The organism is Stenotrophomonas sp. PD6 (assembly GCF_049199305.1).
Lineage (GTDB): Bacteria > Pseudomonadota > Gammaproteobacteria > Xanthomonadales > Xanthomonadaceae > Stenotrophomonas.
On sequence record NZ_JBLZQD010000011.1, the window covers coordinates 91098 to 115896 of the forward strand.

Here is a 24799-nt window from a genome sequence, read left to right on the forward strand (position 1 = left end):
CCATGGCCATCCGAACGTCCCGCCAGCCCCTCCCACGCGCCCAGCGCGGTGCGGTGCTGTATGTCGCCCTGATCATGCTGATTCTGCTGGCCCTGATCGGTATCGCGGGCATGCAGGTCACCGGCATGCAGGAGCGCATGGCCGCCAACTACCTGCGCACCAATCAGGCGTTCCAGAACGCCGAATCGGACGCACGCCAGGTGGAAACGGCCATCGAGACCCAACTGGCAAGCGGCGAGGTGTACAAGGCCACCCAGGAAGTGTGCAGCCCCACCTACGACCCGCTGACCTGGGCGGACGCCACCAGCGCTGCCTCGGGCAGCTACACCCGCCGGATCGACAAATGCTTCACCGCGTCCAGCTTCAAGACGGGCAAGCGTCAGAACGAAGAAACCGGAAACATTTACCAGGTCACGGCTCTGGCCAGTGACACCGCCACCAACGCCTCGGCCAGCGCCGTCATCGACACGGTTTTCATCCCATGACCACCCAGCGTCGTTTCTCCCGTATGACTCCCGCCAACTGGCTGCGTGCCGGCGGTGCCGTGTTGGCGCTCACCGCGATCGTCGCGCTGGTGATGCCTCTGCGAGCGGCGCTGGGTGACTACGATATCTCGCAGGAGCCGCTGTACACCAAGCAGAGCCAGCCGCCGCTGATGATGATGGTGATGTCGCGCGATGAGCAGCTGTTCAACAAGGCCTACAGCGACTACAGCGATCTGAACGAAGACGGCATCCTCGACACCACCTATCTGGATGCCTTCGAGTACGGCGGGTATTTCGACTCCAAGCTCTGCTACACCAGCTCCAGCACCGGCGCCACGGGTGTGTTCAAGGCTGCCGCGAAGGCCGCCGGTACCAACGGCCACAGCTGCAGCGGCCAGTGGTCGGGCAACTTCCTCAACTGGGTGACCATGAGCCGCCTGGATGTGATGCGCAGCGTGCTCTACGGCGGGCAGCGCTCCACCGACAGCCTGACCAAGACCGTGATCGAGCGCGCGCAGATCCCCAACGATCTGCACGCCTGGGTCAAGGTGTACCAGGGCGGTGACATCGGCAGCTTCACCCCGCTCAGCGGCACGCAGTCGTTCTGCAACGCCACTACTTCGGCGACCGGCGTGCCGCAGATGCTGGTGGCGTCGGGGCCCTGGGCCGAGTGGGCCTCCACCGCAGGCTACCAGTGCGGCGTCAACCGCAGCGGCGAAGGCAGCGGCGACGTTCCGCGCGCGGCCACCAGCTACACCGTGCGCGTGGAAGTGTGCGACTCGGGCGCTACCGCGCTGCGCGAAGGGTATTGCCGCAAGTACAACGACGGCGCCACCGACCGCTACAAGCCGGTTGGCGTGCTGCAGAACTATGGAGAAAGCGGTCGTCTGCGTTTCGGCCTTATTTCCGGTACCTATGCCAATCCGCGCGACGGTGGTGTGCTCCGCCGCAACATCGGCAAGATCGCCGGCAACGGCACCGCGTTCTGCGCCGCGGGCGACGAGATCGATCTGTCCACCGGCCAGTTCTGCTATTTGAAGGCAGGCGCGAATGCCAGCGCCGAGGGTGTGATCAACACCATCTCCGCATTCAAGATCGACCAGTGGAACTGGAGCAGCAACTGGAACGACTGCAACAACTACAGCATCCTCAATCGCCAGGGGCAGGGCGGCAACGGCAATCTGGCCGATCCCGGCACCGGTGGCCAGAAGTGCAGCGCCTGGGGCAATCCGCTGGCCGAAATGTATGCCGAGGCGCTGCGCTATGTGACCAAGGATGCCAAGGTGTACGGCGATACCGGCGATCTGGCCGGGCTGCCGACCGCAATTGCCTGGAAAGACCCGTACCGTCTGCCGGCCGATGGTGGCAATTCCTACTGCGCGACCTGCAACATCCTGGTGATGTCCTCGGGCCTGCCGTCGTTTGACAGCGACAACATCGGTTCCGTGACCGGCCTGGCTGCGGCAGCCTCGTCCACCGATGCGATCGGTGTGGCCGAAGGCATGACCGGCAAGAATTTCATGGTCGGCCGCGTCGGTGCCACGCCGCGTTACACGTCGCTCAATACCCACGAAGACATCTGCCAGAGCAACCTGGTCAACAACCTGAGCCTGGTGCGCGGCATCTGCCCCGATATTCCGTCCATGGAAGGCAGCTACCTGATGGCGGGTCTGGCGAAGTCGGCGGCTGAAACCGATCTGCGTCCCGGCCTGCAGGGCAAGCCCTCCAGCTACAAGGTGGCCGCCACCACGTACACGGTGGCGATGGCGGAAAACCTGCCGAAGTTCGAAGTGAACGTTGCCGGTGCCAAGATCGGCATCTCTCCGCTGTGCCAAGCGAACAACACCGGCAACGCGGCGATCACGTCCTCTGGCTGGCGCAGCTGCTTCCTGGGCGCGGTTGGCATTGGTACCAAGGTCTCCACCACCAGCCAGGCCAACGTCTATGGCCGCCCGTACAAGGCCGACGGCAGCGCCGGCAGCTTCTCGCTGGTGTGGGAGGATTCGCTGTGGGGCAACGACCATGACAACGACGTGGTCGCCATGCTCAGCTACTGCGTGGGCGCAACCTGCACCGAGACGGGTGGATTCAACAACATCTGCTGGCGTGCCGATGCGAACAAGAGCGTGGTCGCCGCCAATGGCACCACCAAGGTCTGCAACACCAACGGCACCATCAACGGTACCGTGGGCGCCGACGAAGTCCTGATCCGCATCGAGAACCTGTCCGCCTACGCGGGCAACGCGATGCTGACCGGTTACACGATCTCCGGCTCCAACGCTTCGAGTACCGTGCAGCGGCTGACGCTGCGCCCGGGCAACAGCAACAACTCGGTGTTGAACACCTCCAACACCGCGCCGACGGACTGGCAGGCGCCGATCGTCATGAAGTACAAGGCATCGGGCGCTGCGGCCGGCCAGCTGGAAAGCCCGCTGTGGTACGCGGCCAAGTATGGCGTTACCGCCGGCAAGAAGTGGGACTCCAAGGTCGCCGGCGTGCCGGACAACTACTTCCTGGCCCGCAACCCGACCAAGTTGAAGGAAGCGCTGGAAGGCATCTTCGACAGCGCTGCCGAAGGCAATGCACCGGTCGGCGGTAGCGGCACTGGCGCGCGCATTACGACGGGTTCGTTCACGGTAACCTCGCACTTCACGGTGCCGCAGGGTTCCTACGACTGGACCGGCGACGTGGTCGCCAACCGCGTCTCGGCCACCGGCGGCGACGGTGGCGAGTTGTGGCGCGCCTCCAGCCGTATTGGCAGCACAGCGCGCAACATCTACATGGCAACCGCGCCGACCTCGACTGCAGCCAACGGCACGGTAACGGCGGCCGCCGTGGCCGAGTTCACTGCCGGCAATGTGCCGGGCGCGAACGATGCGGCCAAGCTCTCCGCGCTGGGCTTCAGCGATTCCACTCCGGCCTGGTTCTCCGGCAAGACGCTGGCCAACCTGGTCACGTTCCTGCGCGGCTCGCCGGTATCCGGCCTGCGCACGCGTACCTCCCCGCTGGGTGACATCGTCAATTCGACCACCGAGATCGTCTCCAATCGTGACAACTATGGTTATGCGTCATGGGCGGCGTCCGCCACGACCTGGAAGAACACGTTGGGCACGGCTTATGCGACCTATCTGACCTCGAAGACGGCCGCTGCAGGTCCGCCTACCATGATCTACGTCGGCGCGAACGACGGCATGGTGCACGGTTTCAATGGTTCCGATGGCGCTGCCGGGGGCAGGGAAGAGCTGGCCTTCATCCCGTCGGCCGCGCTGCAGCACATTTCCGAACTGGCCAATCCCAAGTATGGGCACCGCTACTACGTGGATGGACCGCTGACCTCGTCGGACGTGTACTACGGTGGCAATTGGCAGACCGTGCTGGTGGGTACCACCGGCGCCGGCGGCGCCAGCAAGGCACCCAACGCAGCGGCGATCGGCAACGGCTCCGTGTTCGGCCTGAACGTCAGCAACCCGTCCAGCTTCGGCGCCAGCAGTGTGCTGTGGGAAGTGTCGGGCAAGACCGAGTCGGACCTGGGCTTCGTGCTGGGCAAGCCGGTCATCGTGCCGGTGACGGGGGCTTCCGCCACGTCTGCACCGCGCTTCGTTGCCCTGTTCGGCAACGGGGTCAACTCCACAAGCGGCAAGGCGGCGTTGTTCGTCGTGGATATCCAGACCGGCAAGGTGCTCAAGCGGCTTTCGCCGAGCGGTACCGGCTATGCCAACCGCAATGGCCTGATCAACATCGCCACGGTCGCGCTGCGCAACAACGACGGCGTCACCGATACGGTGTACGGCGGCGACATGCAGGGCAACCTGTGGAAGTTCGACCTGTCCGACACCAATCCGGACAACTGGAACGTGGCGCTCAACGGCGCGCCGTTGTTCACCGCCTCCCGCAACAATGCGGCGCAGCCGATCATGAGCGGCATCGAGGTTGCGGCCGGTCCGGGTGGTGGCGTCAACCTGTACTTCGGTACGGGCCAGTACTTCGCTGCCGATGACAATCAAGTCAGCAGCAGCTCGCCGGTGCAGACCCTGTACGGGGTCTGGGACAACCTGAGCACGGCAGTGGGCGGGCGTGCCAACCTGGTGCAGCAGACGATCACCACCGGTACCGCCAGCAATGGCTATTCGGTCCGCGACGTTTCCCGCAATGCGGTCTCCTACACGAGCGCCCGCGGCTGGTACATCGATCTGATCGTAGGCAGTTCGGTCGAGGGCGAGCGCTTCGTAGGCAACCCGAACATCCAGAACGGCAGCGTGTTCTTCACCACCTACATTCCGGGTACGGCGATCTGTGGTACTGGCGGCGGTGTGAACTGGCTGTACGGGGTGAACCTGCTGACTGGCGGTGGCGCGATGTCCGGGCTGAGTCCGACCGTGGGCGGCGACCCGGTGTGCAGCGGCAACTGCGGCGGTGTCGCGCTGACCAAGGGCGGCTCCGGCAACGGTCCCAACCAGGGCCCGCCGGTGAAGGACACCAACATCTTCGTGCCCAAGCTGACGCCGTGCGATCCGACCCAGTCCACCTGCACGGCCGATGAGCTGATCAAGTCCGAGCAGTGCACCTTCGTGATGCGCGCGCAGGGTGCCGATCCGCTGTACCTGCCGCGTCCGTGTGGCCGCCAGTCCTGGCGGCAGATCCGATGATTACTTCCGTATCGAGGTGTCCCATGCAGCGACCGTTCTCCCGCCAGCGTGTGCGCGGCTTTACCCTGATCGAGCTGATGATCACGGTGGCGGTGGTGGCCATTCTTGCCGCCGTGGCGATTCCGTCCTACGCCGACCATGTGCGTAAATCGCGTCGGGCCCAGGCAAAGGCCGACATGGTCGAAGTGGCGCAGCAGCTGGAGCGGTATCACACGGTGCAGAACACCTACGTGGGGTTCGCACTTCCGTTCGCGCAGTCGCCGCGTGACGGGACGGCGCGTTACACGCTGGGCCTGGGTAACCAGTCGGCATCCGCGTTCACGCTGACCGTCACCCCCGATACCGCGCAGAGCAAGGACAAGTGCGGCACCATGACCTTGGACCAGGCCGGTCGCAAGACACCCAACAACGCCACCGTGGCAGGCTGCTGGTAACGTCGATCATCGCGGTGGCGTGGCTGTCGGCAAGCCTTGCATCCCTGACGGGAAGCTGGGTAGAATGCGCACCCCGCCCGAATAGCTCAGCCGGTTAGAGCACTTGACTGTTAATCAGGGGGTCGTTGGTTCGAGTCCAACTTCGGGCGCCATCATTCTGCAAAGGCCGCGAGCAATCGCGGCCTTTGTTTTTTCAGTCGTCGCGGCAGGAGACGGACCCGGTCGGGCGCTCGCTGCGCACCCGGCCGGGCACGCTGACCACCACACGGCTGTGCAGCCGTCCGGCGACGCAGATGGCGATGCTCAGGTTGTTGCCGCCGGTGCGCCCGTCGGGCCTGAAATGCACCCTCTGCCGGTTGCCGATCGCGCGCACCGGCCCGGGCGTCCGTTGCTCGGCGAGCCAGGCCACCGGGCGCAGCTCCGGTGTCGACGGCGGTGGGGCAGGAAACAGCAGCCAGCCATGGCTCCAGTCGTCTCCGCAGGTTGAACCATCACTGCTCGGGCAGGCCTGCACGTGCTGATGGCGGGTGACGGCGGTGCTGCGCGCGGTGGACAGCAGCGCGACCAGTTGCGAGCGCAGGGTTTCGGCGCGAAGCCGGTCCAGGACGTCGCTGAATGAAGGCCATGCCAGCGTGGCAAGGATCGCCAGCAAGAGCAATGCCACCAGCATCTGCAGCAGGCTGGTGCCGGCGTGGCGGGCAGGGGACGGGACGATGAGGGGCACGCAAGGGGCCTGGAAGCTCGGTCGAATCCACAGGCTGAACGTTCGTGCGCGCCCACGCCGTAGGCGCTTGCCACCGCAGGTCATGGGGAGACCCCTCAGCCGGCCGTCACTCTGGCCCCCGGTATAATGGAAGGCCCAGTCAATGGCGGCACCATGAGCGATCGCTTCGAACTTGTATCTCCGTATTCCCCGGCGGGTGACCAGCCGGCGGCGATCGAGAAGCTGACGGCCAACTTCGAGGCCGGTGTCGCCAAGCAGACCCTGCTCGGCGTGACCGGCTCGGGCAAGACCTACACCATCGCCAACGTCATCCAGCGGGTGCAGAAGCCCACGCTGGTGATGGCGCCGAACAAGACGCTGGCCGCGCAGCTGTACGGGGAGTTCAAGGCGTTCTTCCCGCACAACGCGGTGGAGTACTTCGTCAGCTACTACGACTACTACCAGCCGGAAGCCTATGTGCCGTCGTCGGACACCTTCATCGAGAAGGACAGTTCGATCAACGAGCACATCGAGCAGATGCGCCTGGCGGCGACCAAGACCCTGCTGTCGCGGCCCGACGCCATCGTGGTGGCCACGGTCTCGGCAATCTACGGCCTGGGCGCGCCGGAAGACTATCTGTCGCTGCGCCTGATCCTGTCCACCGGCGAGCGCATCGACCAGCGCGATCTGATCAACCACCTCACCCAGCTGCAGTACACGCGCAACGAGTACGAGCTGCACCGCGGCACATTCCGCGTGCGCGGCGAGGTGATCGACATCTTCCCGGCCGAATCGGACAGCGAGGCGGTGCGCATCGAGCTGTTCGATGGCGAGGTCGAGCAGATCAGCATGTTCGATCCGCTCACCGGCGAAAGCCTGCGCCGCCTGCAACGATACACGGTGTACCCCAAGACCCACTACGCCACCACCCGCGAACGCGTGCTGTCGGCGGTGGATACCATCAAGGCCGAACTCAAGGTGCGGCTGGAGCAGCTGTACGAGCAGAACAAGCTGGTGGAAGCGCAGCGCCTCGCCCAGCGTACCCAGTTCGACCTGGAAATGATGGCCGAAGTGGGCTTCTGCAACGGCATCGAAAACTACTCGCGGCATCTCACCGGGAAGGCCCCGGGCGAGCCGCCGCCGACGTTGTTCGATTACCTGCCGCCGGATGCGCTCCTGGTCATCGACGAATCGCACGTGACCATTCCGCAGATCGGCGCGATGTTCAAGGGCGACCGCTCGCGCAAAGAGACGCTGGTGGAATTCGGCTTCCGTCTGCCGTCGGCGCTGGACAACCGACCGCTGCGTTTCGAAGAATGGGAAGCGCGCTGCCCGCGCAGCATCTACGTGTCGGCCACGCCCGGACCCTACGAACTGCGCGAAGCGGCCGACGAGATCACCGAACTGGTGGTGCGCCCGACCGGCCTGATCGACCCGGTGGTGGAGATCCGCCCGGTCGGCACGCAGGTCGACGACCTGATGAGCGAGGTCAATGAGCGCATCAAGCTGGGCGACCGCGTGCTGGTCACCACCCTGACCAAGCGCATGGCGGAGAACCTCACCGAGTACCTCACCGAGCACGGCATCCGCGTGCGCTACCTGCACTCGGACATCGATACCGTCGAACGCGTGGAGATCATCCGCGACCTGCGCCTGGGCAAGTTCGACGTGCTGGTCGGCATCAACCTGCTGCGCGAAGGGCTGGACATGCCCGAGGTCTCGCTGGTGGCGATTCTCGATGCGGACAAGGAAGGCTTCCTGCGTTCCACCGGTTCGCTGATCCAGACCATCGGCCGCGCCGCGCGCAACCTGCGCGGCAAGGCGATCCTGTATGCGGACAAGATGACGCGTTCGATGCAGGCGGCAATCGACGAGACCGACCGTCGCCGCGCCAAGCAGGTGGAATACAACACTGCGCATGGCATCGTGCCCAAGTCGGTGCTGCGTCCGATCACCGATGTGCTGGAAGGCGCACGCTCGGATGCGGCCGAGAAAGAGGCGCGCGGCAAAGGCAAGGGCAAGAGCGGGCGGGTCGCGGAAGAGGCGGTGGATTACCGCACCCTCGAGCCGGCCCAGATCGCCAAGCGCCTGCAGGCGCTGGAGCAGAAGATGTACCAGCACGCCCGCGATCTGGAATTCGAAGATGCGGCGCGCGTGCGCGACCAGATCCGCCAGCTGAAGGAGGCCAGCCTGGGCTGAACAACGCGTTGTGAAATACCTTCACAAAAGTGTTGCTCTTCACACGGGGTATCCGTAATATACGCGGCCTGCACCGACGCAATTGCAGCGGGGCAGCGAGACAAACGGGCGGTTAGCTCAGCGGTAGAGCACTACCTTGACATGGTAGGGGTCACAGGTTCGAACCCTGTACCGCCCACCACTCCAGTCCCAGCGACTGCAGTGGATCAACAGAAAAGCCGGCCCTCAGGTCGGCTTTTTTGCTATGTGCGTTTCAGCGCCGCGCGGCCGTTCCCGACGCGCCGACGCGCACGTGCCCGATGGTGCAACGCGCGCTACTCGCCAACGCTGCAGGCTGTGTCGACAGGCCTGCCCGCGTGCCACTCTCGTTTCCTCCCGCTTCTCCCCTTCGCGTGCCCGCCATGCCCGCCGTGCCGATGTTCGGCAAGGGCTGCGCGGCTGCGCTGCTGTTGGGCGTCTGCGCGGTGGTCTTTGCACCGGTGCTGTTGCCGCCGTGGGCGGCATGGGGTGCGCTGATCCCGGGCGGCATCGCGTGGTGCCTGTGGCCGCGCGCACGCGGGTGCGGCGCACTGCTGGTTGGCGCGGGTTGGGCGGCCCTGAACGGACACGCGGCCTTGGCCGCGCAACTTCCGGTGCAGCCCGCTGCAGTCGAATACACCTTGCAGGGGCGCGTCGTGGATCTGCCCCGGCACGGACTGCGGGGCACGCGGTTCCGCTTTCGTGTCGACGATGACCCGCGCATGCCGGTGCGGCTGCGTGGACGCGAGGTGGAGTTGAGCTGGCACGACCCGGCCCCCGCAGCGGCGCCGGGCCTCCGTCGCACAGTGCGGGCCGGGCAGCGCTGGTCGCTGCAGGCCCGGCTGCGCGCGCCGCGTGGGCTGCGCAACCCGGGCGGGTTCGACGCCGAGCGGCATGCGCTGCTGCAGCGCGTGGCCGGCAGTGGCCATGTGCGCGCGCCGGCCAGCGCGCTGGGGGAGCCGGTGGGGCTGCCGGCCTGGCGCGAGCGGATGGCGACGGCCATTGCCCGCCAGGTGCAGGGGCAGGGCGCACGCTTCGTGCAGGCGCTGGCGCTGGGTGACACGCGTGGACTGCTGGCGCAGGACTGGGCTGATCTGCGCGCGCTGGGGCTGACCCACCTGGTGGCGATCTCCGGCTTCCATGTGGGGCTGGTCGCCGGCTTCGCGGCATGGCTGGCGGCGCTGGGTTGGCGGGTGCTGCCCGGGCTGGGGCGGGCCTTGCCGAGGCCGCTCGCGGCCGCTACCGCAGCGGTCGTGGGCGCTGCCCTGTATGCCGCAATCGCGGGTTTCGCCCTGCCCACGGTGCGCACCGTGCTGATGATCGCGGTCGTGGCGATGGCGCGCTGCGCACGGCGGCCGTGCACGGTGGGCCAGGCGCTGTCCCTGGCCGCACTGGTGCTGCTGCTGGCCGATCCGCTGTCGGTGCTGGCACCCGGCTTCTGGCTGAGCTTCGCCGGTGTGCTGTGGCTGGTCTGGTGCCTTCCAGGACGCGACCTGCATTGGCTGCGCACGTTCCTGGCCGCGCAGGGCGTGGCAACGCTGGCGCTGTTGCCGCTGAGCGTGGCGCTGTTCGGCCAGGCCTCACGCGCGGGCCCGCTGGTCAACCTGCTGGCGATTCCGTGGTGGAGCCTGGTGGTGGTGCCGCTGGCGCTGCTGGGCACCGCGCTGGAGGCGATGTGGACGGGCGCGGGGCGCTGGCCCTGGCAGCTGGCGGGGTGGTGCTTCGAGGCCAGCTGGTGGCTGTTCGGCGGGGTGGCGCGCAGCGCGCTGGCAGTGTGGTGGTTGCCGCAGGCGGGTGCCGCGGCGCTGTTTGCCGCCGTGCTGGGCGTGTTCTGGCTGCTGCTGCCGCGCGCGGCGGGCGCGCGCCTGCCAGCGCTGTTGCTGTGCCTGCCGCTGCTGTGGCCGGCCCGGCAGCGGCCGGGCGAGGGCGAGGTGGAACTGCTGGTGATGGACGTGGGCCAAGGACTGGCGGTGTGGATGCGCACCCGCGACCACCGGCTGCTGTACGACGCCGGCCCGGCTGCCGAGGGCGGCTTCGATGCCGGCGAGCGGATCGTGGTGCCGACCCTGCACGCGTTGGGAGAGCAAGGCCTTGACCGGCTGGTCCTGAGCCATGCCGACCGCGACCATGCGGGCGGCGTCGCAGCGGTGCGCCAGGCGTTCGCCCAGCCGCCGCTGCAGGCGCCGCACGGGGCGTTGCCGGCCATCGAGGCGCCCTGCACGGCAGGGCAGGGCTGGCGCTGGGATGGCGTCGATTTCCGTTACCTGCACCCGGCGGCGGGGGCGCGCTATCGGGGTAACGAAAGCAGCTGCGTGCTGCGCATCGGCACGCCGCGCGGCGCCGTGCTGCTGGCGGGCGACATCGGCGCCACGGTCGAAGCCGCGCTGCTGCAGGCGGACCGGCAGGCGCTGCGCGCCGAGGCGGTGATCGTGCCGCATCACGGCAGTTCGGGGTCGTCCAGTACGGACTGGGTGCGCGCGGTGTCGCCGCGGCTGGCGCTGGTCTCGGCCGGGCACGGCAACCGGTTCGGCCACCCGCGCCGCGAGGTGGTGGCGCGCTGGCAGGCGGTGGGCGCCGAGGTCCTGAACACCGCCGACAGCGGCGCGCTGCGCATCTGGCTGGGCCGGGACGGGCTGCAGGTGCGTGAACAGCGTCTTTTCGAGCGGCATTGGTGGGATGCCGCGGAGCGGGCGCGGCCGGCTGCTATCCTATCGGCGATCAAACAGGCGGCCAATGGGCCGGAGGGTTGAAACGTGTGGGAACTGGTCAAGGCCGGTGGCTGGCCGATGGTGCCGCTGCTGCTGTTGGGTGTACTGGCTTTGGCAATCGTCCTGGAGCGTTTCTGGACCTTGCGGCGCAATGAGGTCCTGCCCCCGGGGCTGGGCCAGGAAGTGCGCAACTGGGCCGCGCGCGGCAAGCTCGATCCGAATCACATCCAGTCGCTGCGGGCGAATTCGCCGCTGGGCGCGCTGCTGGCCGTCGCGCTGGAAGCGCGCAACCGTCCGCGCGACCAGATCCGCGAACGCATCGAGGATGCCGGTCGCCACCTGGTGCACCGTATGGAGCGTTTCCTGAACGCGTTGGGCACGATCGCCTCGGCCGGCCCGCTGCTGGGCCTGCTGGGTACCGTGGTGGGCATGATCCAGATGTTCCTGGGCATCCTCGACCATGGCGTGGGCGACGTGAACCAGCTCGCCGGCGGCATCGGCAAGGCGCTGGTCTGCACCGCGACCGGCATGATCGTGGCCATTCCCGCGTTGATGTTCCATCGCTACTTCAAGGGCCGCATCGGTGGCTACGTGATCGAGATGGAAATGGAGGCCTCGGCCCTGCTCGATGCGCTGGATGGCCGCCCCGGCGTCATGAACGGCACGGCCAAGCCTGCCGCCGCGCCGGCGACCGCCGCGCCCGTGACGGTCAAGGGCTGACGGATGCGCATCCGCAATGACCGGGTCCAGGACGAGGTGCACATCGATCTGGTTCCGCTGATCGACGTCATCCTCGTGCTGATCATCTTCTTCGTGGTCACCACCACCTTCGACGCGCGCTCGACGCTGCAGCTGCAGCTGCCCACCGCCAGCGAACAGAACACCACCGAGCCGCCGCGCTCGCTGAGCGTGCTGGTCAACGCCGAGGGCCGTTACTTCATCAACGACCAGGAAGTGCTGCGCACCGACGTGGAGTCGGTCAAGCAGACCATCGCCGCCGTGGCCGGCAGCGACCGTGAACAGACCGTGCTGCTGCGTGCCGATGCGCGCACCCCGTACCAGGCCGTGGTCACCGCCCAGGATGCCCTGGGTCAGCTCGGCTTCCGCCGCATCGCCATCGCTACCGCGCCGGAGGTGCGTCCATGAGTAAACAACACGCGCCGGTCTGGCCGATCTACAAACGCCTGCTCGGCTACACGCGCGCCTACTGGGTGTTCATGGTGGCCGCGGTGATCGCCATGGTGATCGAGGCCTTGGCCGGGTACAACTTCACCAAGCTGATGGAACCGCTGGTCAACCGTGGCTTCGTCAACCCCGAGCCGCGCATGGCGGTGATCCTGCCGCTGACCATCCTGGGTCTGTTCATGATGCGCAGCCTGGCCACCCTGGTCAGTGACTATGCGTTGGCCCGCACCGGCCGCAGCGTGGTGCGCGACCTGCGCGAGCAGGTCCTGGAAAAATACCTGCACCTGCCGTCCTCGCATTTCGACAGCGAGGCGACGCCGGTGATGGTCAGCCGCCTCAACTACGACACCGAGCAGGTCACCCAGGCCAGCGCCGATGCGCTCAAGACCCTGGTGGCCGACACCCTCACCATCATCGCGATGCTGGTGGTGATGCTGCAGATGAGCGTCAAGGTGACCGTGGCGATGCTGGTGGTGGTGCCGCTGATCGGCGTCATCGTCTCCGTCGTGGGCAAGCGCTATCGCCGGATCAGCCGCGGCATCCAGGACGGCATGGGCAACATGGCCCAGACCGCCGAGCAGTCGCTGGCCGCCCAGCAGGAAGTGAAGGTGCACGGCACCCAGCGCCACGAGATCTCGCGCTACTCCAGGCTGGCCAACCGCATGCTCAGCCTGAACATGAAGGTTGAAACCACGCGCGCGCTGGCCTCCAGCACCGTGCAGTTCCTGGCCGCGCTGGCACTGGCCGTGATTGTCTGGGTATCCACCCGCGAGGCGCTCGCCGGCAGGCTCAACGCCGGCCAGTTCATGGGCCTGATGACCTCGATGATGGCGATCATTCCGTCGCTGCGCCGCCTGACCAGCGTGCAGACCTCGATCTCGCGTGGTGTGGCCGCCGCCGAACGCCTGTTCGGCATCCTCGACATGCCGGTCGAGCGTGACGAGGGCACCACGCGCGTGCAGCGCGTGCGTGGCGAGCTGTCGTTCGAACACGTGATGCTGCGCTACCGCGAAGACACCGGCATCGCGCTGGACGACATCAGCTTCGTCGCCAAGCCGGGCACCGTCACCGCCATCGTCGGCCGTTCCGGCAGCGGCAAGACCAGCCTGATCCGGCTGGTGCCGCGCTTCTACGAGCCGAATGGGGGCTGCATCCGCCTGGATGGCGTGCCGCTGGACGAGTACCCGCTGGCCGACCTGCGCCGCCAGGTCGCGATGGTGGGGCAGAAGGTGATGCTGTTCGATGACACCGTGGCGGCCAACATCGCCTACGGCATGGAGGCCAGTGAGGACCAGATCCGCGCGGCCGCCGAGGCGGCCAATGCCTGGGAGTTCATCGCACGCATGCCGCAGCAGCTGCAGACCCCGGTGGGCGAGAACGGCGCGCTGCTGTCCGGCGGCCAGCGCCAGCGTCTGGCGATCGCCCGCGCGATCCTGCGCGATGCACCGGTGCTGATCCTCGATGAGGCCACCGCCGCGCTCGACAACGAATCCGAGCGTCTGGTGCAGGACGCGCTGCAGCGGCTGATGCCCGAGCGCACCACGCTGGTGATCGCACACCGCCTGTCGACCATCGAACACGCCGACCAGGTGCTGGTCATGGACCATGGCCGCATCGTCGAGCGTGGCACCCATGAAGAGCTGCTGGCGCTGGGTGGCCTGTACGAGCACCTGCACAAGATGCAGTTCCGCGAAAGGCAGACCTGATGGCGTCCAAGGGGTCCCAGACGCCGTCGTACTGGTACGACGGCAGTGCGGTTCCGTTTGCCGCGCGCCTGCTGGCACCGCTGTATGCCGGGATGGTCGCCGTGCGCCGCGCGCTGTACCGGCGGCGCTGGCTGAAGCGGCACGCGCTGCCGGTGCCGGTGATCGTGGTCGGCAACGTCACGGCCGGCGGCACCGGCAAGACCCCGTTGACGATCGCCCTGGTCCAGCGCCTGCGTGAGGCCGGCTGGAAGCCCGGCGTGGCCAGCCGCGGCTACGGGCGCGAGCAGGCCAACGTGCCGCGCTGGGTGGAGGCGACCACCGCCACCGCGCTGGGCGGTGACGAGCCGGTGCTGATCGCGTGGAAGACCGGGGTGCCGGTACGTGTGGACGCCGACCGGGTGGCCGCGGGCAGGGCGCTGGTCGAAGCGGGCTGCGACATCATCGTCTGCGACGACGGCCTGCAGCACTATCGGCTGGCGCGCGATATCGAAATTGAAGTGGTCGACGCGCAGCGCCGCTATGGCAATGGCCGGCTGATACCGGCCGGCCCGCTGCGTGAGCCGGCCAGCCGCGCCCAGGAATGCGACTTCCGGGTCGTCAACCTCGGCCAGGCCAGTGCCGAGGCCTCGGCGCTGGCCGCGTGCGGTTTCGGCGAATGGCCCATGCAGCTGCACATCGACACGGCGCAGCCGCTCAGCGGTGGACGCGCGCGTGCGCTGGCGCATTTCCGTGGCCAGCGCGTGCATGCCGTGGCCGGCATCGCGCACCCGCAGCGTTTCTTCGACATGCTGCGCGCACACGGCATCGGTGTGGTGCCGCATGCCTTTGCCGATCACCACGCGTACCAGGCGTCGGACCTGCGCTTCGGCAGCGAACTCCCGGTGCTGATGACCGAAAAAGACGCGGTGAAGTGCAAGGTCTTTGCCAACGAATGGCACTTCGCGGTGCCGCTGGCGGCCGATCTGCCTGCCGCGTTCTGGGTCAACCTGCTGGACCGGGTCGATAAACTCGGCAAGCGTTGAGCGCTCCATCCCCGTCATTCCGCGTCACTGTCGAGAGTTTCCGCATGAGCCAGACCGTCGATTTCGTCGTCGCCATCCCGGCCCGCTACGCCGCCTCGCGCCTGCCCGGCAAGCCGCTGCGCCTGCTGGGCGGCACCCCGCTGGTCCTGCGCGTGGCCGAGCGTGCGCTGCAGGCCGGGGCGCGCGAGGTGTGGGTGGCCACCGATGACGCGCGCATCGCCGAGGCCCTGCAGGGGCTGCCTGCGGTGCGGGTCGCGATGACCGCGACCAGCCACGCGTCCGGCACCGATCGCCTGGCCGAGTGCGCCGCCCAGGCCGGCTGGAGCGACGACACGCTGGTGGTGAACCTGCAGGGCGACGAACCGTTCGCCCCGGCCGAGGGCATCCGCACCGTCGCCGAAGCGCTGGTCTACAGCGGTGCCGAGATGGCGACACTGGCCACGCCGGTGGAGGACGCGGCCTCGCTGTTCGACCCCAATGTGGTCAAGGTGGTGCGCAAGGAGAACCTGGACGCGCTGTACTTCAGCCGTGCGCCCATCCCCTGGCACCGGGATGCCTTCGCGCAGTCGCGCGACACGCTGTCCGGGCCGCACTGGCTGCGCCACATCGGCATCTACGCCTATCGCGCGGGCTTCCTGCGCCGTTTCGCCGCGCTGCCGCCGGGCGGCCTGGAACAGCTCGAATCGCTGGAGCAGCTGCGCGCGCTGGAGGCGGGCCACCGCATCAGTGTGGCGCTGACCCCGGCGGCGTTTCCGCCCGGGATCGATACCCCCGAGGACCTCGAGCGCGCCGAGGCGTGGCTGGCGGCCCAGGGCTGAAGGCCGGTGCCGGGCGGTGCTGTCGCCAAATTGACGTTGGCACGACGGTTGCATGACGCCGACTCCGGCATAATCAGCGCATGAACGTACAGCCTGTCCAGGACCTGCCGGAATTCGCCACGTGGCTCAATGCCACCCCGACCACCCTGACCGAGCTGCACGGCCGCCCGGTCGTGCTGGCCTTCGTCAATGCCGCCTCGGTGTGGTGTGCGCACCGGCTGGCCGAACTGGCGCAATGGCAATCGCGCAATCCGGGCAAGCTGCAGCTGCTGATCCTGCAGGTGCCGCGCTTCGACTGCGAGCGCGATCCCGAGCAGGCGTTGAAGCTGCTGCGTCGCCAGGGCGTGACTGCGCCGGCGCTGCTGGATGCGGACTGGGACGGTTGGCGCCGCTTCAATGTCAGCGCGTGGCCGACGCTGGTCCTGCTGGACGCGCAGGGCCGCGAGGTCGACCGCCTGGTCGGGTTCGGCGACGAGCTCGAGCGCGCGTTGAGCGCCCTCTGCCAGGGGAGTGCGCGCGCGAACGACGGCGATGCGGCCCGGCAGCGTGAGCTGCACCCGGAGCCGCGCCTGCCGCTGCTGTTCCCGACCGGCCTGGCGGTGACCACCGAACGCCTGTACATCGCCGACAGCGGCCATCACCGCGTGCTGGAATGCAGCCATGGCGGGCGCGTGCTGCGCCAGTTCGGGCTTGGCACGGCCGACATGATGGATGGTGGTCCGGGTGAGGCCGCGTTCAACCGGCCGCAGGGCCTGGCCCTGGAGCGGGAGTGGCTGTACGTGGCCGACACCGGCAACCACGCCCTGCGCCGCATCCACCTGTTGACCGGCCAGGTCGACACCCTGTGCGGCAATGGCCGCCCGGGCGAGCCCGCCGAAGGCGTGGTGTCCGACCCCCGCCAGGCCGCGCTGAACCACCCGCAGGGGCTGGTGGTGGCCGACAACCAGATCCATATTGCGATGGCGGGCGACAACCGCATCTGGAGCTACCACCTGGGCCAGCGCACGCTGTCCTGGCGGGCAGGCTCCGGTGCCATCGACGAGCGCGACGGCAGCGGCCACCTGGCGGCCTTCGCGCAGCCGGCGGCGCTCGCCGCCGTGCAGCAGGTGCTGTATGTGTGCGACGCGCTCGGCTCGTCGATCCGTTCGATGCAGCTGCGCGGCGACCTGGTGCAGACGCTGGTCGGGCAGGGCGTGTGGTCGTTCGGCGACAACGATGGTCCGCGCGCCACCGCGCAGCTGCAGTACCCGCAGGCCATTGCCCTGAGCCCGGACGCGCCGCTGCTGTGGATTGCCGACGCCGGCAACGGCCGCCTGCGCACGCTGCGCCTGGGCGGCGGTGAACTCAGCACGGTTGAACTGCCGCGCCGCCTGCACGGCCCGGCCGGGCTGGCGATGGGCGGCGGCGCGGTGTGGATCGCCGAGACCGATGCCCATGCCGTGCTGCGTTTGGACCCGGTCAGCGGCGTATTGAGCGACGTGCCGATCAGCGAATGACCCCGTCCACCGCTCCGGCCTTTGATGGAAAGGCATTCGCGGCGCACCTGAGTACCGCGCCCGGCGTCTACCGCATGTACGCCGCCGACGACACCCTGCTGTACGTCGGCAAGGCACGCGCGCTGCGCAACCGCGTCGGCAGCTATTTCAATGGCGCGCCCAAGACGGCGCGGATCATGTCCATGCTGTCGCAGGTCGCGCGCATGGACGTGACGGTGACCCGTTCGGAGGCGGAAGCGCTGCTGCTGGAAAACCAGCTGATCAAGTCGCTGTCGCCGCGTTACAACGTCTCGCTGCGCGACGACAAGACCTATCCGCATGTGCTGCTGACCCGCGAGGACTGGCCGCGCATCGCGCTGCACCGCGGGCCGCGCGCGGTGCCGGGGCGCTACTTCGGGCCGTACCCGGGCGTGACTGCGGTCCGCGACACGCTCAACCTGATGCACAAGCTGTTCAAGCTGCGCAGCTGCGAGGACAGCGTGTTCCGCAACCGTTCGCGGCCCTGCCTGCAATACCAGATCGGCCGCTGCAGCGCCCCATGCGTGGCGCTGGTGGCTGCCGAGGACTATGCCGAATCGGTGCGCCGCGCCTCGATGTTCCTGGAGGGCAAGAGCGACCAGCTGGCGCGCGAACTGGGCACGCAGATGCAGGCGGCCAGCGAGGCATTGGAATTCGAACAGGCCGCGCGCCTGCGCGACCTGGTGACCGCGCTGCGCAGCATGCAGACCCGGCAGTACGTGGACGGCCGCGCTGCCGACCTTGACGTGCTCGCCTGCGCTACGCAGGGCGCCAGCGCCTGCGTGATGCTGCTGGCCTTCCGTGATGGACGCAACCTGGGCACCCGGCCGTTTTTCCCGCGCACCAACGGCGAGGACAGCGCGGAGGAGGTGCTGGCCGCGTTCGTGTCGCAGTACTACGCCGAACACGCGCCGCCGCGCGAGATCCTGCTGGACCGCGAGATTCCGGACGCCAGCCTGATCGAATCCGCGCTCAGCGCGTCGGCCGAGCACAAGGTGCAGCTGAAGTGGAACGTGCGTGGCGAGCGTGCCGGCTACGTCGAGCTGGCCAGCCGCAACGCGCAGATCACCCTGGTCAGCGAACTCACCAGCCGCAGCGCGCAGCATGCGCGCAGCGAAGACCTGCGGCAGATGCTCGGCCTGGCCGAGCAGGTCAAGCGGGTGGAGTGTTTCGACATCAGCCACACCATGGGCGAGGCCACGGTGGCCTCGTGCGTGGTGTTCGACGCCAGCGGCCCGGTGCGCAGCCAGTACCGGCGCTTCAACATCAGCGGCATCGAGCCGGGCGATGACTACGCGGCCATGCACCAGGCCATCGACCGCCGCTTCCGCCGCGCTGTGGAAGAGGAGGGCGTGCTGCCCGACCTGCTGCTGATCGACGGTGGCGCCGGCCAGCTGGCCCAGGCGCAGGCCGCGCTGGCCGACCTGGGCGTGGAAGGGGTGATGCTGGTAGGCGTGGCCAAGGGCGCCGAGCGCCGGGCCGGGCATGAGGCGCTGGTACTGCCCGACGGCCGCGAACTGCGCCCGGGTGCCGCCTCGCCGGCCCTGCAGTTCATCCAGCAGGTGCGCGACGAGGCGCACCGGTTCGCGATCACCGGCCATCGCGGCCGTCGCCAGAAGGCGCGCATGACCAGCAAGCTGGAGGACATTCCCGGCATCGGGCCGCGCCGGCGTGCCAGCCTGCTCAAGCATTTCGGCGGGCTGGTGGGCCTGAAAGCGGCCGGCGAAGCGGAAATCGCCAAGGTGGAGGGCATCAATGACGCCCTCGCTGCACGCATCTACGCTAACCTTCATGGACTGCCCACGCCCCCTGCGGCCGGCGAGTAGAGAGACGCAATGAAGTTGACCCTCCCCACCTGGCTGACGCTGCTGCGGATCGTGATGATCCCGGTGCTGGTGCTGGTGTTCTACCTTCCCTATACGTGGACCAATTTCGCCTCGGCCGCGATATTCGGCCTGGCCGCGCTGACCGACTGGCTGGATGGCTGGATCGCGCGTCGCTACGACCTTGCCTCGGCCTTCGGCGCCTTCCTCGACCCGGTCGCGGACAAGCTGATGGTGGCCGTTGCACTGTTCCTGATCGTGCAGGGGCATCCGACGCCGTGGATGGCGTTCTGGGCGGCGGTGATCGTCGGCCGCGAAATCGCGGTGTCGGCATTGCGCGAATGGATGGCCGAAATCGGCCAGCGGGCCAAGGTGCGCGTGGCGCTGATCGGCAAGATCAAGACCACCGCCCAGATGGTGGCGCTGCTGTGCCTGCTGTATTCGGTCGCGCCCAACACGCCGGTGTCGAGCATCTGGATGGGCGAGCCGGTCTTCCACATCGGCGACTGGACGCTGGCCATTGCCGCCGTGCTGACGCTGTTCTCGGGTCTGCAGTACCTGCATGCGGCATGGCCGAGCCTGCGCGAGGACGAGCGCGCGGCGCGCGAAACCGCGCGTGCGAAAAAGAAGGGCTGAGGGCTGTTGACAGCACCGCATTTGGCTGTAGAATTTCGCCTCCCAAGCGGGAATAGCTCAGTTGGTAGAGCGCAACCTTGCCAAGGTTGAGGTCGCGAGTTCGAGTCTCGTTTCCCGCTCCAGATTCAAGAAAAAAGCGACCTTCGGGTCGCTTTTTTCGTTCTGCATCGGCGCGCTTCATATCCGCTTCACCGTCGCTTCATTGCCTGCCCGCGTCGCGGGTCGACGCTGCACGTCCCCTTGCAATGGCAGTGCCGCAATGAATGCTTCCTCCTCCTTTGACTGGGACCTGGTCGTGGTCGGTGCCAGCTTTGCCGGCGCCGCCTGCGCACTGGCGGCTGCACAGTACGGGCTGCGCGTCTGCGTACTGGAGCGCAAGGCCGACCCCGGCGAACGCCTGCATACCACCGGCATCCTGGTGAAGGAGGTGGTGGAGCAGACCTGGTTGCGGCGCATACCCGCCGCGCTGCTGCAGCGCGTGGAGCAGGTGCGCCTGTATGCCCCCAACCTGCGCAGCGTGCGGCTGGCTGCCCCGGGCTACTACTTCATGACCACCGACACGCCCAACCTGCTGCGCTGGCTGGCCGCCGAACTGCAGGCCAGCGGCGTCACCCTGCGGCTGCAGCAGTCGTTCACCCAGGCCCATCGCGAGGGCGATGGCTGGCAGGTGGCCGGGGCAGGGCGCACCCGCTACCTGGTGGGGGCCGATGGGGCCGGCTCGCGCGTGGCCCAGCGCACCGGGCTGGGCCAGGTGAAGGACTTTCTCTATGGGGTGGAGCAGGAGTTTGCCGGCGCGCAGCTGCCCCAGGGCGGCGCGCTGCACTGTTTCGCCAGCCGCCGCTTCGCGCCCGGCTACATCGGCTGGGCCGCGCAGAACCCGACCGGCGTGCAGGTTGGGCTGGCGCTGCGGCATGACCCGGAGCAGGCCCGGCCCCCGGAACTGCAGCGCTTCCTGCAGCACGTTCGTGAGGTCATTGGCCTGTCGTCGCCGCGCCCGGATGCCACCCGGGCCGGGCTGATTCCCTGTGGGCCCCTGCAGGGCCCCATCGCGGGCGAGGGCGTCATGCTGACCGGGGACGCGGCCGGGGTGGTGTCGCCGTTGTCGGGCGGAGGCATTCACGCCAGCTGGCGGCATGGGTGGGCGGTCGGCGACGCGGTGGGCCTGCACCTGCGCGGCAGCGGTCCGGCGCCGGAGCGGGTGGCGCGCGAGGCGGCCCCGAGTTTCCGCCGCAAACGGGTGCTGCGCTGGGCGATGGACCACCTGCAACTGGACTGGCCGATGGACCTGCTGCTGCAGTCCCCTCTGCTGCGCCGCGCCGCCGAGCAGATCTACTTCCACCGACGCGGGCTGCGCATGGACCGCTGAAGGCGGTCATCAAAGATGTTGACGACGTGAAGGAATCCCGACACAATAGCGCTCCTTCGACGACACGTCGTTGGGCAGCAAGTCTGCGGGAATAGCTCAGTTGGTAGAGCGCAACCTTGCCAAGGTTGAGGTCGCGAGTTCGAGTCTCGTTTCCCGCTCCAGATTTCGACAGGGCCCCTACGGGGCCTTGTTTTTCTCCGCGATGGCACGCGGGCATCCACACCGGCAACGCTGGCGTGAATGTGAAAAAAAGTGTGAAAAGGCTGGTGTGTCATCGGTGGTTTCGGTAACATACGCGCCTGATTTTGCGGGAATAGCTCAGTTGGTAGAGCGCAACCTTGCCAAGGTTGAGGTCGCGAGTTCGAGTCTCGTTTCCCGCTCCAGATGTTGACCTGGCCCCGTTTTCGGGGTCTTGTTATATAGCGTCACCGGCCTCGTGGCAGAGTGGTCATGTACGGGACTGCAAATCCCGCCACAGCGGTTCGATTCCGCTCGAGGCCTCCAGCGTAAAAAGACAACCCCGCTTCGGCGGGGTTGTCTGTTTGTGCGTGTCGTTGAACGCGCAGCCTCCTGGGCGCGCGGAATCAGACCTGTCTTATGGTGGCCGCGCCGGCCGGCGCCTAACGTAGCCGGGTCGGAACCTCCCCCGGTTCCGGCTTCCGGCGCGCACTGGCTGCTCCCCTGCAGCATCAATCTCCCTGCGCGTGACGCCCTGTACGGCATCGTCGAGACCGGACCCTTCGTCACTGCCGCCCTCCCTTCACCTGTCGCGGACGAACGCCTGCCTACTGTGCACGAACGTCTTTCGTGAGGTGTTCCGATGGGTCTGGCCCTGTTTTTCGCCGCTACCGGCATGCCCGGTTCGTTCTGGGATTCGCCGAGCAACGTCACCGCCGCGATCCTGCTGGGGGTGGGGCTGGTGACCATCGGGCTGGCCCTGACGCTGGCCAAGGTATTCAAGCGCTTCAATGGCCTGTCCTGGGCACTGCTGGTGGCCGGTCTGGTCATCTGCGGCTACGGCGCCTGGCGCATGCTCGGCTGACCCGGACGGCGCCGGCCCCTCCCGCGCCCGCCCTGATCGCCGCCTTCGACTGACATGATCGTGTCACCCGGCACCGTGCATGCTGTCCGTGCGGCGGGCATCGCTGTCTGAATCATTCATCCCATGTTTGGTGAAGCATGGAACGATCGATTGACTTGATGCGAAGACCGTGCAAATTTTAGGTGAACCGCGGGTGAAGCCGAGGCTGGGTCCATTCAGCCGAGGCTGACAGGCATTACGCCTGGCAGGGGGAGCTGCTCGTTCCGATGCAAGGCAAGTCCAAGGGAGGGTCGTATGCAATACGGCGCAAATGACTTGGCTGACGGCGTGCGCACCGAGCTGGAAGCCAGCTACAGCAAGCATGGCTGCGGCCCGGAATTCTGGACCACGTACCAGCAGGTGCTGGAGCGTCTGGTGCCCAAGGGCCGGAGCCGGACCCAGGTCACCAACGAACTGGCCTTGATCATCGAACAGCTGGGCATCGTGCGGCGTGCGCAGATGGTGCCGCCGCGCAGCACGCGCGTGCGCTGATACCGGTTGGGGAACCGGGCTACAGAACGTGCAGGCCCACGCCCAGCAGCACGCCCAGGGCGGCGAGCGCGGCCAGGGTGCGCGGGCGCAACCAGCGTCGCTTCTGCTGCTGTACGGCGTGTGGGCTGGCCACGCGGATCAAACCCTTGGGGAAGTTCCATGCGCGCATCTGCGCGTCGCACGCATCCACACACGCGCCGCAGCTGATGCAATCGGCATGCACGCCCGCACGCACGTCCAACTGCATCGGGCATACCTGCACGCACGCCGCGCAATCCACGCAGTCGCCGAGCCGATCATCGGCGAAGCGGGGCATCTCCCCGGCCAGCGCCGGGTGCGCGGCGCGGAAGGCATAGTCGCTGGCACTGACCGGATCGAGCAGTCCGCGCCCGCGCTGCGTGACCCCGCCCTGGCCGCGCGGACGCGCACCCCGCGGTTCGGCGCGGCGTGCGTCGTAGCAGACCTCCGGTGTGTCCGCGTCGCACAGCAGTGGCACCAACCGTGCGTACGGGCACAGGTCGATACACACCTGCTCGCGCAGGAAGCCGGCGTTGCCCCAGGTGGCGACCGCATAGAACAGCACCCAGAACAGTTCCCAGCCGCCCCATGCGGCAGGCCAGAAACCGGCCACCAGCGGCTGGATGGGGCTGAAGAACCCCACGAACGTGATGCCTGTCCATAGCGCCACCAGCGCCCACGCCAGATGCTTGACCGCCGCAGCCAGCGCGGGCACCGGCAGCAGCCGCGCGCAGGTCACTTCGATCCAGCGGAACACGCCGCTCCACAGCGTCTGCGGACAGGCATGCCCGCACCACGCGCGGCCGGCCAGGTTGGTGAACAGTGCCAGCGAACAGACCAGCACGGCGATCATCCCGAGCAGCACGCCGAGGTCCTGCGGCCACAGGGTCAGCCCGAACAGGTCGAAGCGGCGCCCCGGCAGGTCGAACAGCAACGCCTGGTGGCCATTCCAGCGCAGCCAGGGCAACAGGTAGAACAGTGCCAGCAACGCGGCAGACAGCACGGCCCGCCAGCGTAGCGGCGGGCGCGGCGTCGGCGGGCGGCGCGGCTCCCCGCACAGGCGCGGATGCGACGGCATATTCACCCCAGCGGCAGCTCGTCGTCGTCGTGGCGCAACGGCCGCAACAGGTACCAGGTGATCGCGCTGGACGCGGCAGTCACGGCCCAGAACATGAAGAAGCCCAGCGTGTACCCCAGTTCACGGCTGAGTGCATGCTGCGGGAACGTGAGGTCGCGCAGGCGCAACGGGTCGACGAAGGCGAAGAACACCATGCTGGCCAGCCCGGCGGCGACAAAACTGGGCCACAGGATCGCGCCCCACTGCTGGATCAGCTGGCGGCGTCGGCTGGTTTCAGGCGGATCATGCAGGTCGTTCATCGCCGCCAGACTATGGGCTGCGACAGCGCGCCACATTGATCCTGATCAAGGCGGCGTTGCATCATGGCCGGGCCACCGTGCCGCCCCCGTTGCCGAGGAATTCCATGCTGCCCCCGCCGCCTTCCGCCCTGCCAGCCCCTTCACTGGCGCTGTGCAGCGAGCAGGACGTCACCCGCCTGGTGCATGACTTCTATGCGCGCGTTCGTGAAGAGCCGCGGTTGGGGCCGGTGTTCGCCGCGCGCATCCATGACTGGGACGCGCACCTGGCCCAGCTGGTGGATTTCTGGTCGGCCATGCTGCGCGGCACCCGCCGGTTCAGCGGCGCCCCCATGCCCAAGCACATGGCCATGGACGAGCTGGACCGCGACCTGTTCGACCGCTGGTTGGGCCTGTTCCGCCTCACCACCGCTGAATGCGGCAACCCGGCGATGCAGCGGCTGGCCGACGATGTGGCCGAACGCATCGCCGACACGTTCTGGCGGCGCTTCCAGATGCTGCGCTGGCCCCCATTGCAGGTCGTAGGCGCCGCGCGACCGGATTGATCTGGCTCAATGCGCGCGGCCCCCCC

20 protein-coding genes and 6 tRNA genes are annotated in these 24799 nt (G+C 67.8%); 23 read left to right on the forward strand and 3 right to left on the reverse strand.

The annotated features are described in order from the left end of the window. Window positions 1-2 precede the first annotated feature (2 nt). The 4 genes from ACOZHM_RS15150 (at window position 3) to ACOZHM_RS15165 (ending at window position 5717) form a co-directional block, all read left to right on the forward strand. A complete protein-coding gene (locus ACOZHM_RS15150; RefSeq protein WP_421570141.1) occupies window positions 3-485 on the forward strand; it encodes a pilus assembly PilX family protein in 483 nt (160 codons plus the stop codon). Further along, window positions 482-5131 carry a pilus assembly protein gene (locus ACOZHM_RS15155; RefSeq protein WP_421570142.1) on the forward strand — a complete coding sequence of 1550 codons (4650 nt, stop codon included), beginning with the start codon at window positions 482-484 and terminating at the stop codon, window positions 5129-5131. Before ACOZHM_RS15150 ends, ACOZHM_RS15155 begins: the two co-directional genes overlap by 4 nt. 23 nt (window positions 5132-5154) lie before the next feature. Then, entirely contained in the window at window positions 5155-5565 is a 411-nt protein-coding gene (locus ACOZHM_RS15160; protein WP_421570143.1) for a type IV pilin protein, read from the forward strand. Window positions 5566-5640: 75 nt separating this feature from the next. Then, window positions 5641-5717 (forward strand) — tRNA-Asn (locus ACOZHM_RS15165). Between the two features lie 41 nt (window positions 5718-5758). Here ACOZHM_RS15165 and ACOZHM_RS15170 read toward each other — a convergent pair. After that, window positions 5759-6289 (reverse strand): GspH/FimT family protein, encoded by a 531-nt coding sequence (locus ACOZHM_RS15170; RefSeq protein WP_421570144.1) that lies wholly within the window; start codon window positions 6287-6289, stop codon window positions 5759-5761. Between the two features lie 153 nt (window positions 6290-6442). On the opposite strand from ACOZHM_RS15170, the gene uvrB reads away from it, so the two are divergent. The 18 genes from uvrB to ACOZHM_RS15260 all read left to right on the forward strand — a co-directional run bounded on the left by uvrB (window position 6443) and on the right by ACOZHM_RS15260 (window position 22836). Continuing rightward, window positions 6443-8467 carry an excinuclease ABC subunit UvrB gene (gene uvrB, locus ACOZHM_RS15175; RefSeq protein ID WP_421570145.1) on the forward strand — a complete coding sequence of 675 codons (2025 nt, stop codon included), beginning with the start codon at window positions 6443-6445 and terminating at the stop codon, window positions 8465-8467. 106 nt (window positions 8468-8573) lie between these two features. Next, window positions 8574-8648, forward strand: a tRNA-Val gene (locus tag ACOZHM_RS15180). 220 nt (window positions 8649-8868) lie between these two features. Then, entirely contained in the window at window positions 8869-11235 is a 2367-nt protein-coding gene (locus ACOZHM_RS15185; RefSeq protein WP_421570146.1) for a DNA internalization-related competence protein ComEC/Rec2, read from the forward strand. 3 nt (window positions 11236-11238) lie between these two features. Beyond that, window positions 11239-11913 (forward strand): MotA/TolQ/ExbB proton channel family protein, encoded by a 675-nt coding sequence (locus tag ACOZHM_RS15190; protein ID WP_421570147.1) that lies wholly within the window; start codon window positions 11239-11241, stop codon window positions 11911-11913. A gap of 3 nt (window positions 11914-11916) precedes the next feature. Beyond that, complete coding sequence (locus ACOZHM_RS15195) at window positions 11917-12339, forward strand: ExbD/TolR family protein (protein WP_421570148.1); 423 nt, start codon at window positions 11917-11919, stop codon at window positions 12337-12339. Then, window positions 12336-14084 carry a lipid A export permease/ATP-binding protein MsbA gene (gene msbA, locus ACOZHM_RS15200; protein ID WP_421570149.1) on the forward strand — a complete coding sequence of 583 codons (1749 nt, stop codon included), beginning with the start codon at window positions 12336-12338 and terminating at the stop codon, window positions 14082-14084. The genes ACOZHM_RS15195 and msbA overlap by 4 nt, the downstream gene beginning before the upstream one ends. Beyond that, entirely contained in the window at window positions 14084-15106 is a 1023-nt protein-coding gene (gene lpxK / locus ACOZHM_RS15205) for a tetraacyldisaccharide 4'-kinase (RefSeq protein ID WP_421570150.1), read from the forward strand. The genes msbA and lpxK overlap by 1 nt, the downstream gene beginning before the upstream one ends. A gap of 44 nt (window positions 15107-15150) precedes the next feature. Next, window positions 15151-15924 carry a 3-deoxy-manno-octulosonate cytidylyltransferase gene (kdsB, locus tag ACOZHM_RS15210; RefSeq protein WP_421570151.1) on the forward strand — a complete coding sequence of 258 codons (774 nt, stop codon included), beginning with the start codon at window positions 15151-15153 and terminating at the stop codon, window positions 15922-15924. Window positions 15925-16004: 80 nt separating this feature from the next. After that, window positions 16005-17420 (forward strand): hypothetical protein, encoded by a 1416-nt coding sequence (locus ACOZHM_RS15215; protein ID WP_421570152.1) that lies wholly within the window; start codon window positions 16005-16007, stop codon window positions 17418-17420. Further along, window positions 17417-19264 (forward strand): excinuclease ABC subunit UvrC, encoded by a 1848-nt coding sequence (gene uvrC / locus ACOZHM_RS15220; RefSeq protein WP_421570153.1) that lies wholly within the window; start codon window positions 17417-17419, stop codon window positions 19262-19264. The genes ACOZHM_RS15215 and uvrC overlap by 4 nt, the downstream gene beginning before the upstream one ends. Before the next feature lie 9 nt (window positions 19265-19273). Next, a complete protein-coding gene (gene pgsA / locus ACOZHM_RS15225) occupies window positions 19274-19897 on the forward strand; it encodes a CDP-diacylglycerol--glycerol-3-phosphate 3-phosphatidyltransferase (protein ID WP_399636812.1) in 624 nt (207 codons plus the stop codon). A 46-nt stretch (window positions 19898-19943) separates the two neighbouring features. After that, window positions 19944-20019: transfer RNA gene (locus ACOZHM_RS15230), tRNA-Gly, on the forward strand. Window positions 20020-20156: 137 nt separating this feature from the next. Next, on the forward strand, window positions 20157-21263 hold the full coding sequence (locus tag ACOZHM_RS15235) for an NAD(P)/FAD-dependent oxidoreductase (protein ID WP_421570154.1): 1107 nt from the start codon (window positions 20157-20159) through the stop codon (window positions 21261-21263). 85 nt (window positions 21264-21348) lie between these two features. After that, window positions 21349-21424: transfer RNA gene (locus tag ACOZHM_RS15240), tRNA-Gly, on the forward strand. Between the two features lie 146 nt (window positions 21425-21570). Next, window positions 21571-21646: transfer RNA gene (locus tag ACOZHM_RS15245), tRNA-Gly, on the forward strand. Between the two features lie 47 nt (window positions 21647-21693). Next, window positions 21694-21767, forward strand: a tRNA-Cys gene (locus ACOZHM_RS15250). Between the two features lie 316 nt (window positions 21768-22083). Continuing rightward, complete coding sequence (locus ACOZHM_RS15255; RefSeq protein ID WP_421570155.1) at window positions 22084-22305, forward strand: hypothetical protein; 222 nt, start codon at window positions 22084-22086, stop codon at window positions 22303-22305. A 294-nt stretch (window positions 22306-22599) separates the two neighbouring features. Continuing rightward, complete coding sequence (locus ACOZHM_RS15260; RefSeq protein WP_421570156.1) at window positions 22600-22836, forward strand: hypothetical protein; 237 nt, start codon at window positions 22600-22602, stop codon at window positions 22834-22836. Between the two features lie 19 nt (window positions 22837-22855). On the opposite strand, the gene ACOZHM_RS15265 is transcribed toward ACOZHM_RS15260, so the two are convergent. Next, window positions 22856-23932 carry a 4Fe-4S dicluster domain-containing protein gene (locus ACOZHM_RS15265; protein ID WP_421570157.1) on the reverse strand — a complete coding sequence of 359 codons (1077 nt, stop codon included), beginning with the start codon at window positions 23930-23932 and terminating at the stop codon, window positions 22856-22858. Between the two features lie 2 nt (window positions 23933-23934). Then, the gene (locus ACOZHM_RS15270) at window positions 23935-24231 is read right to left on the reverse strand and encodes a hypothetical protein (RefSeq protein ID WP_421570158.1); all 297 of its coding nucleotides are present in this window, start codon (window positions 24229-24231) and stop codon (window positions 23935-23937) included. Between the two features lie 104 nt (window positions 24232-24335). Here ACOZHM_RS15270 and ACOZHM_RS15275 point away from each other — a divergent pair, with 104 nt between their 5' ends. Then, a complete protein-coding gene (locus tag ACOZHM_RS15275; RefSeq protein ID WP_421570159.1) occupies window positions 24336-24773 on the forward strand; it encodes a group III truncated hemoglobin in 438 nt (145 codons plus the stop codon). Window positions 24774-24799: the final 26 nt, after the last annotated feature.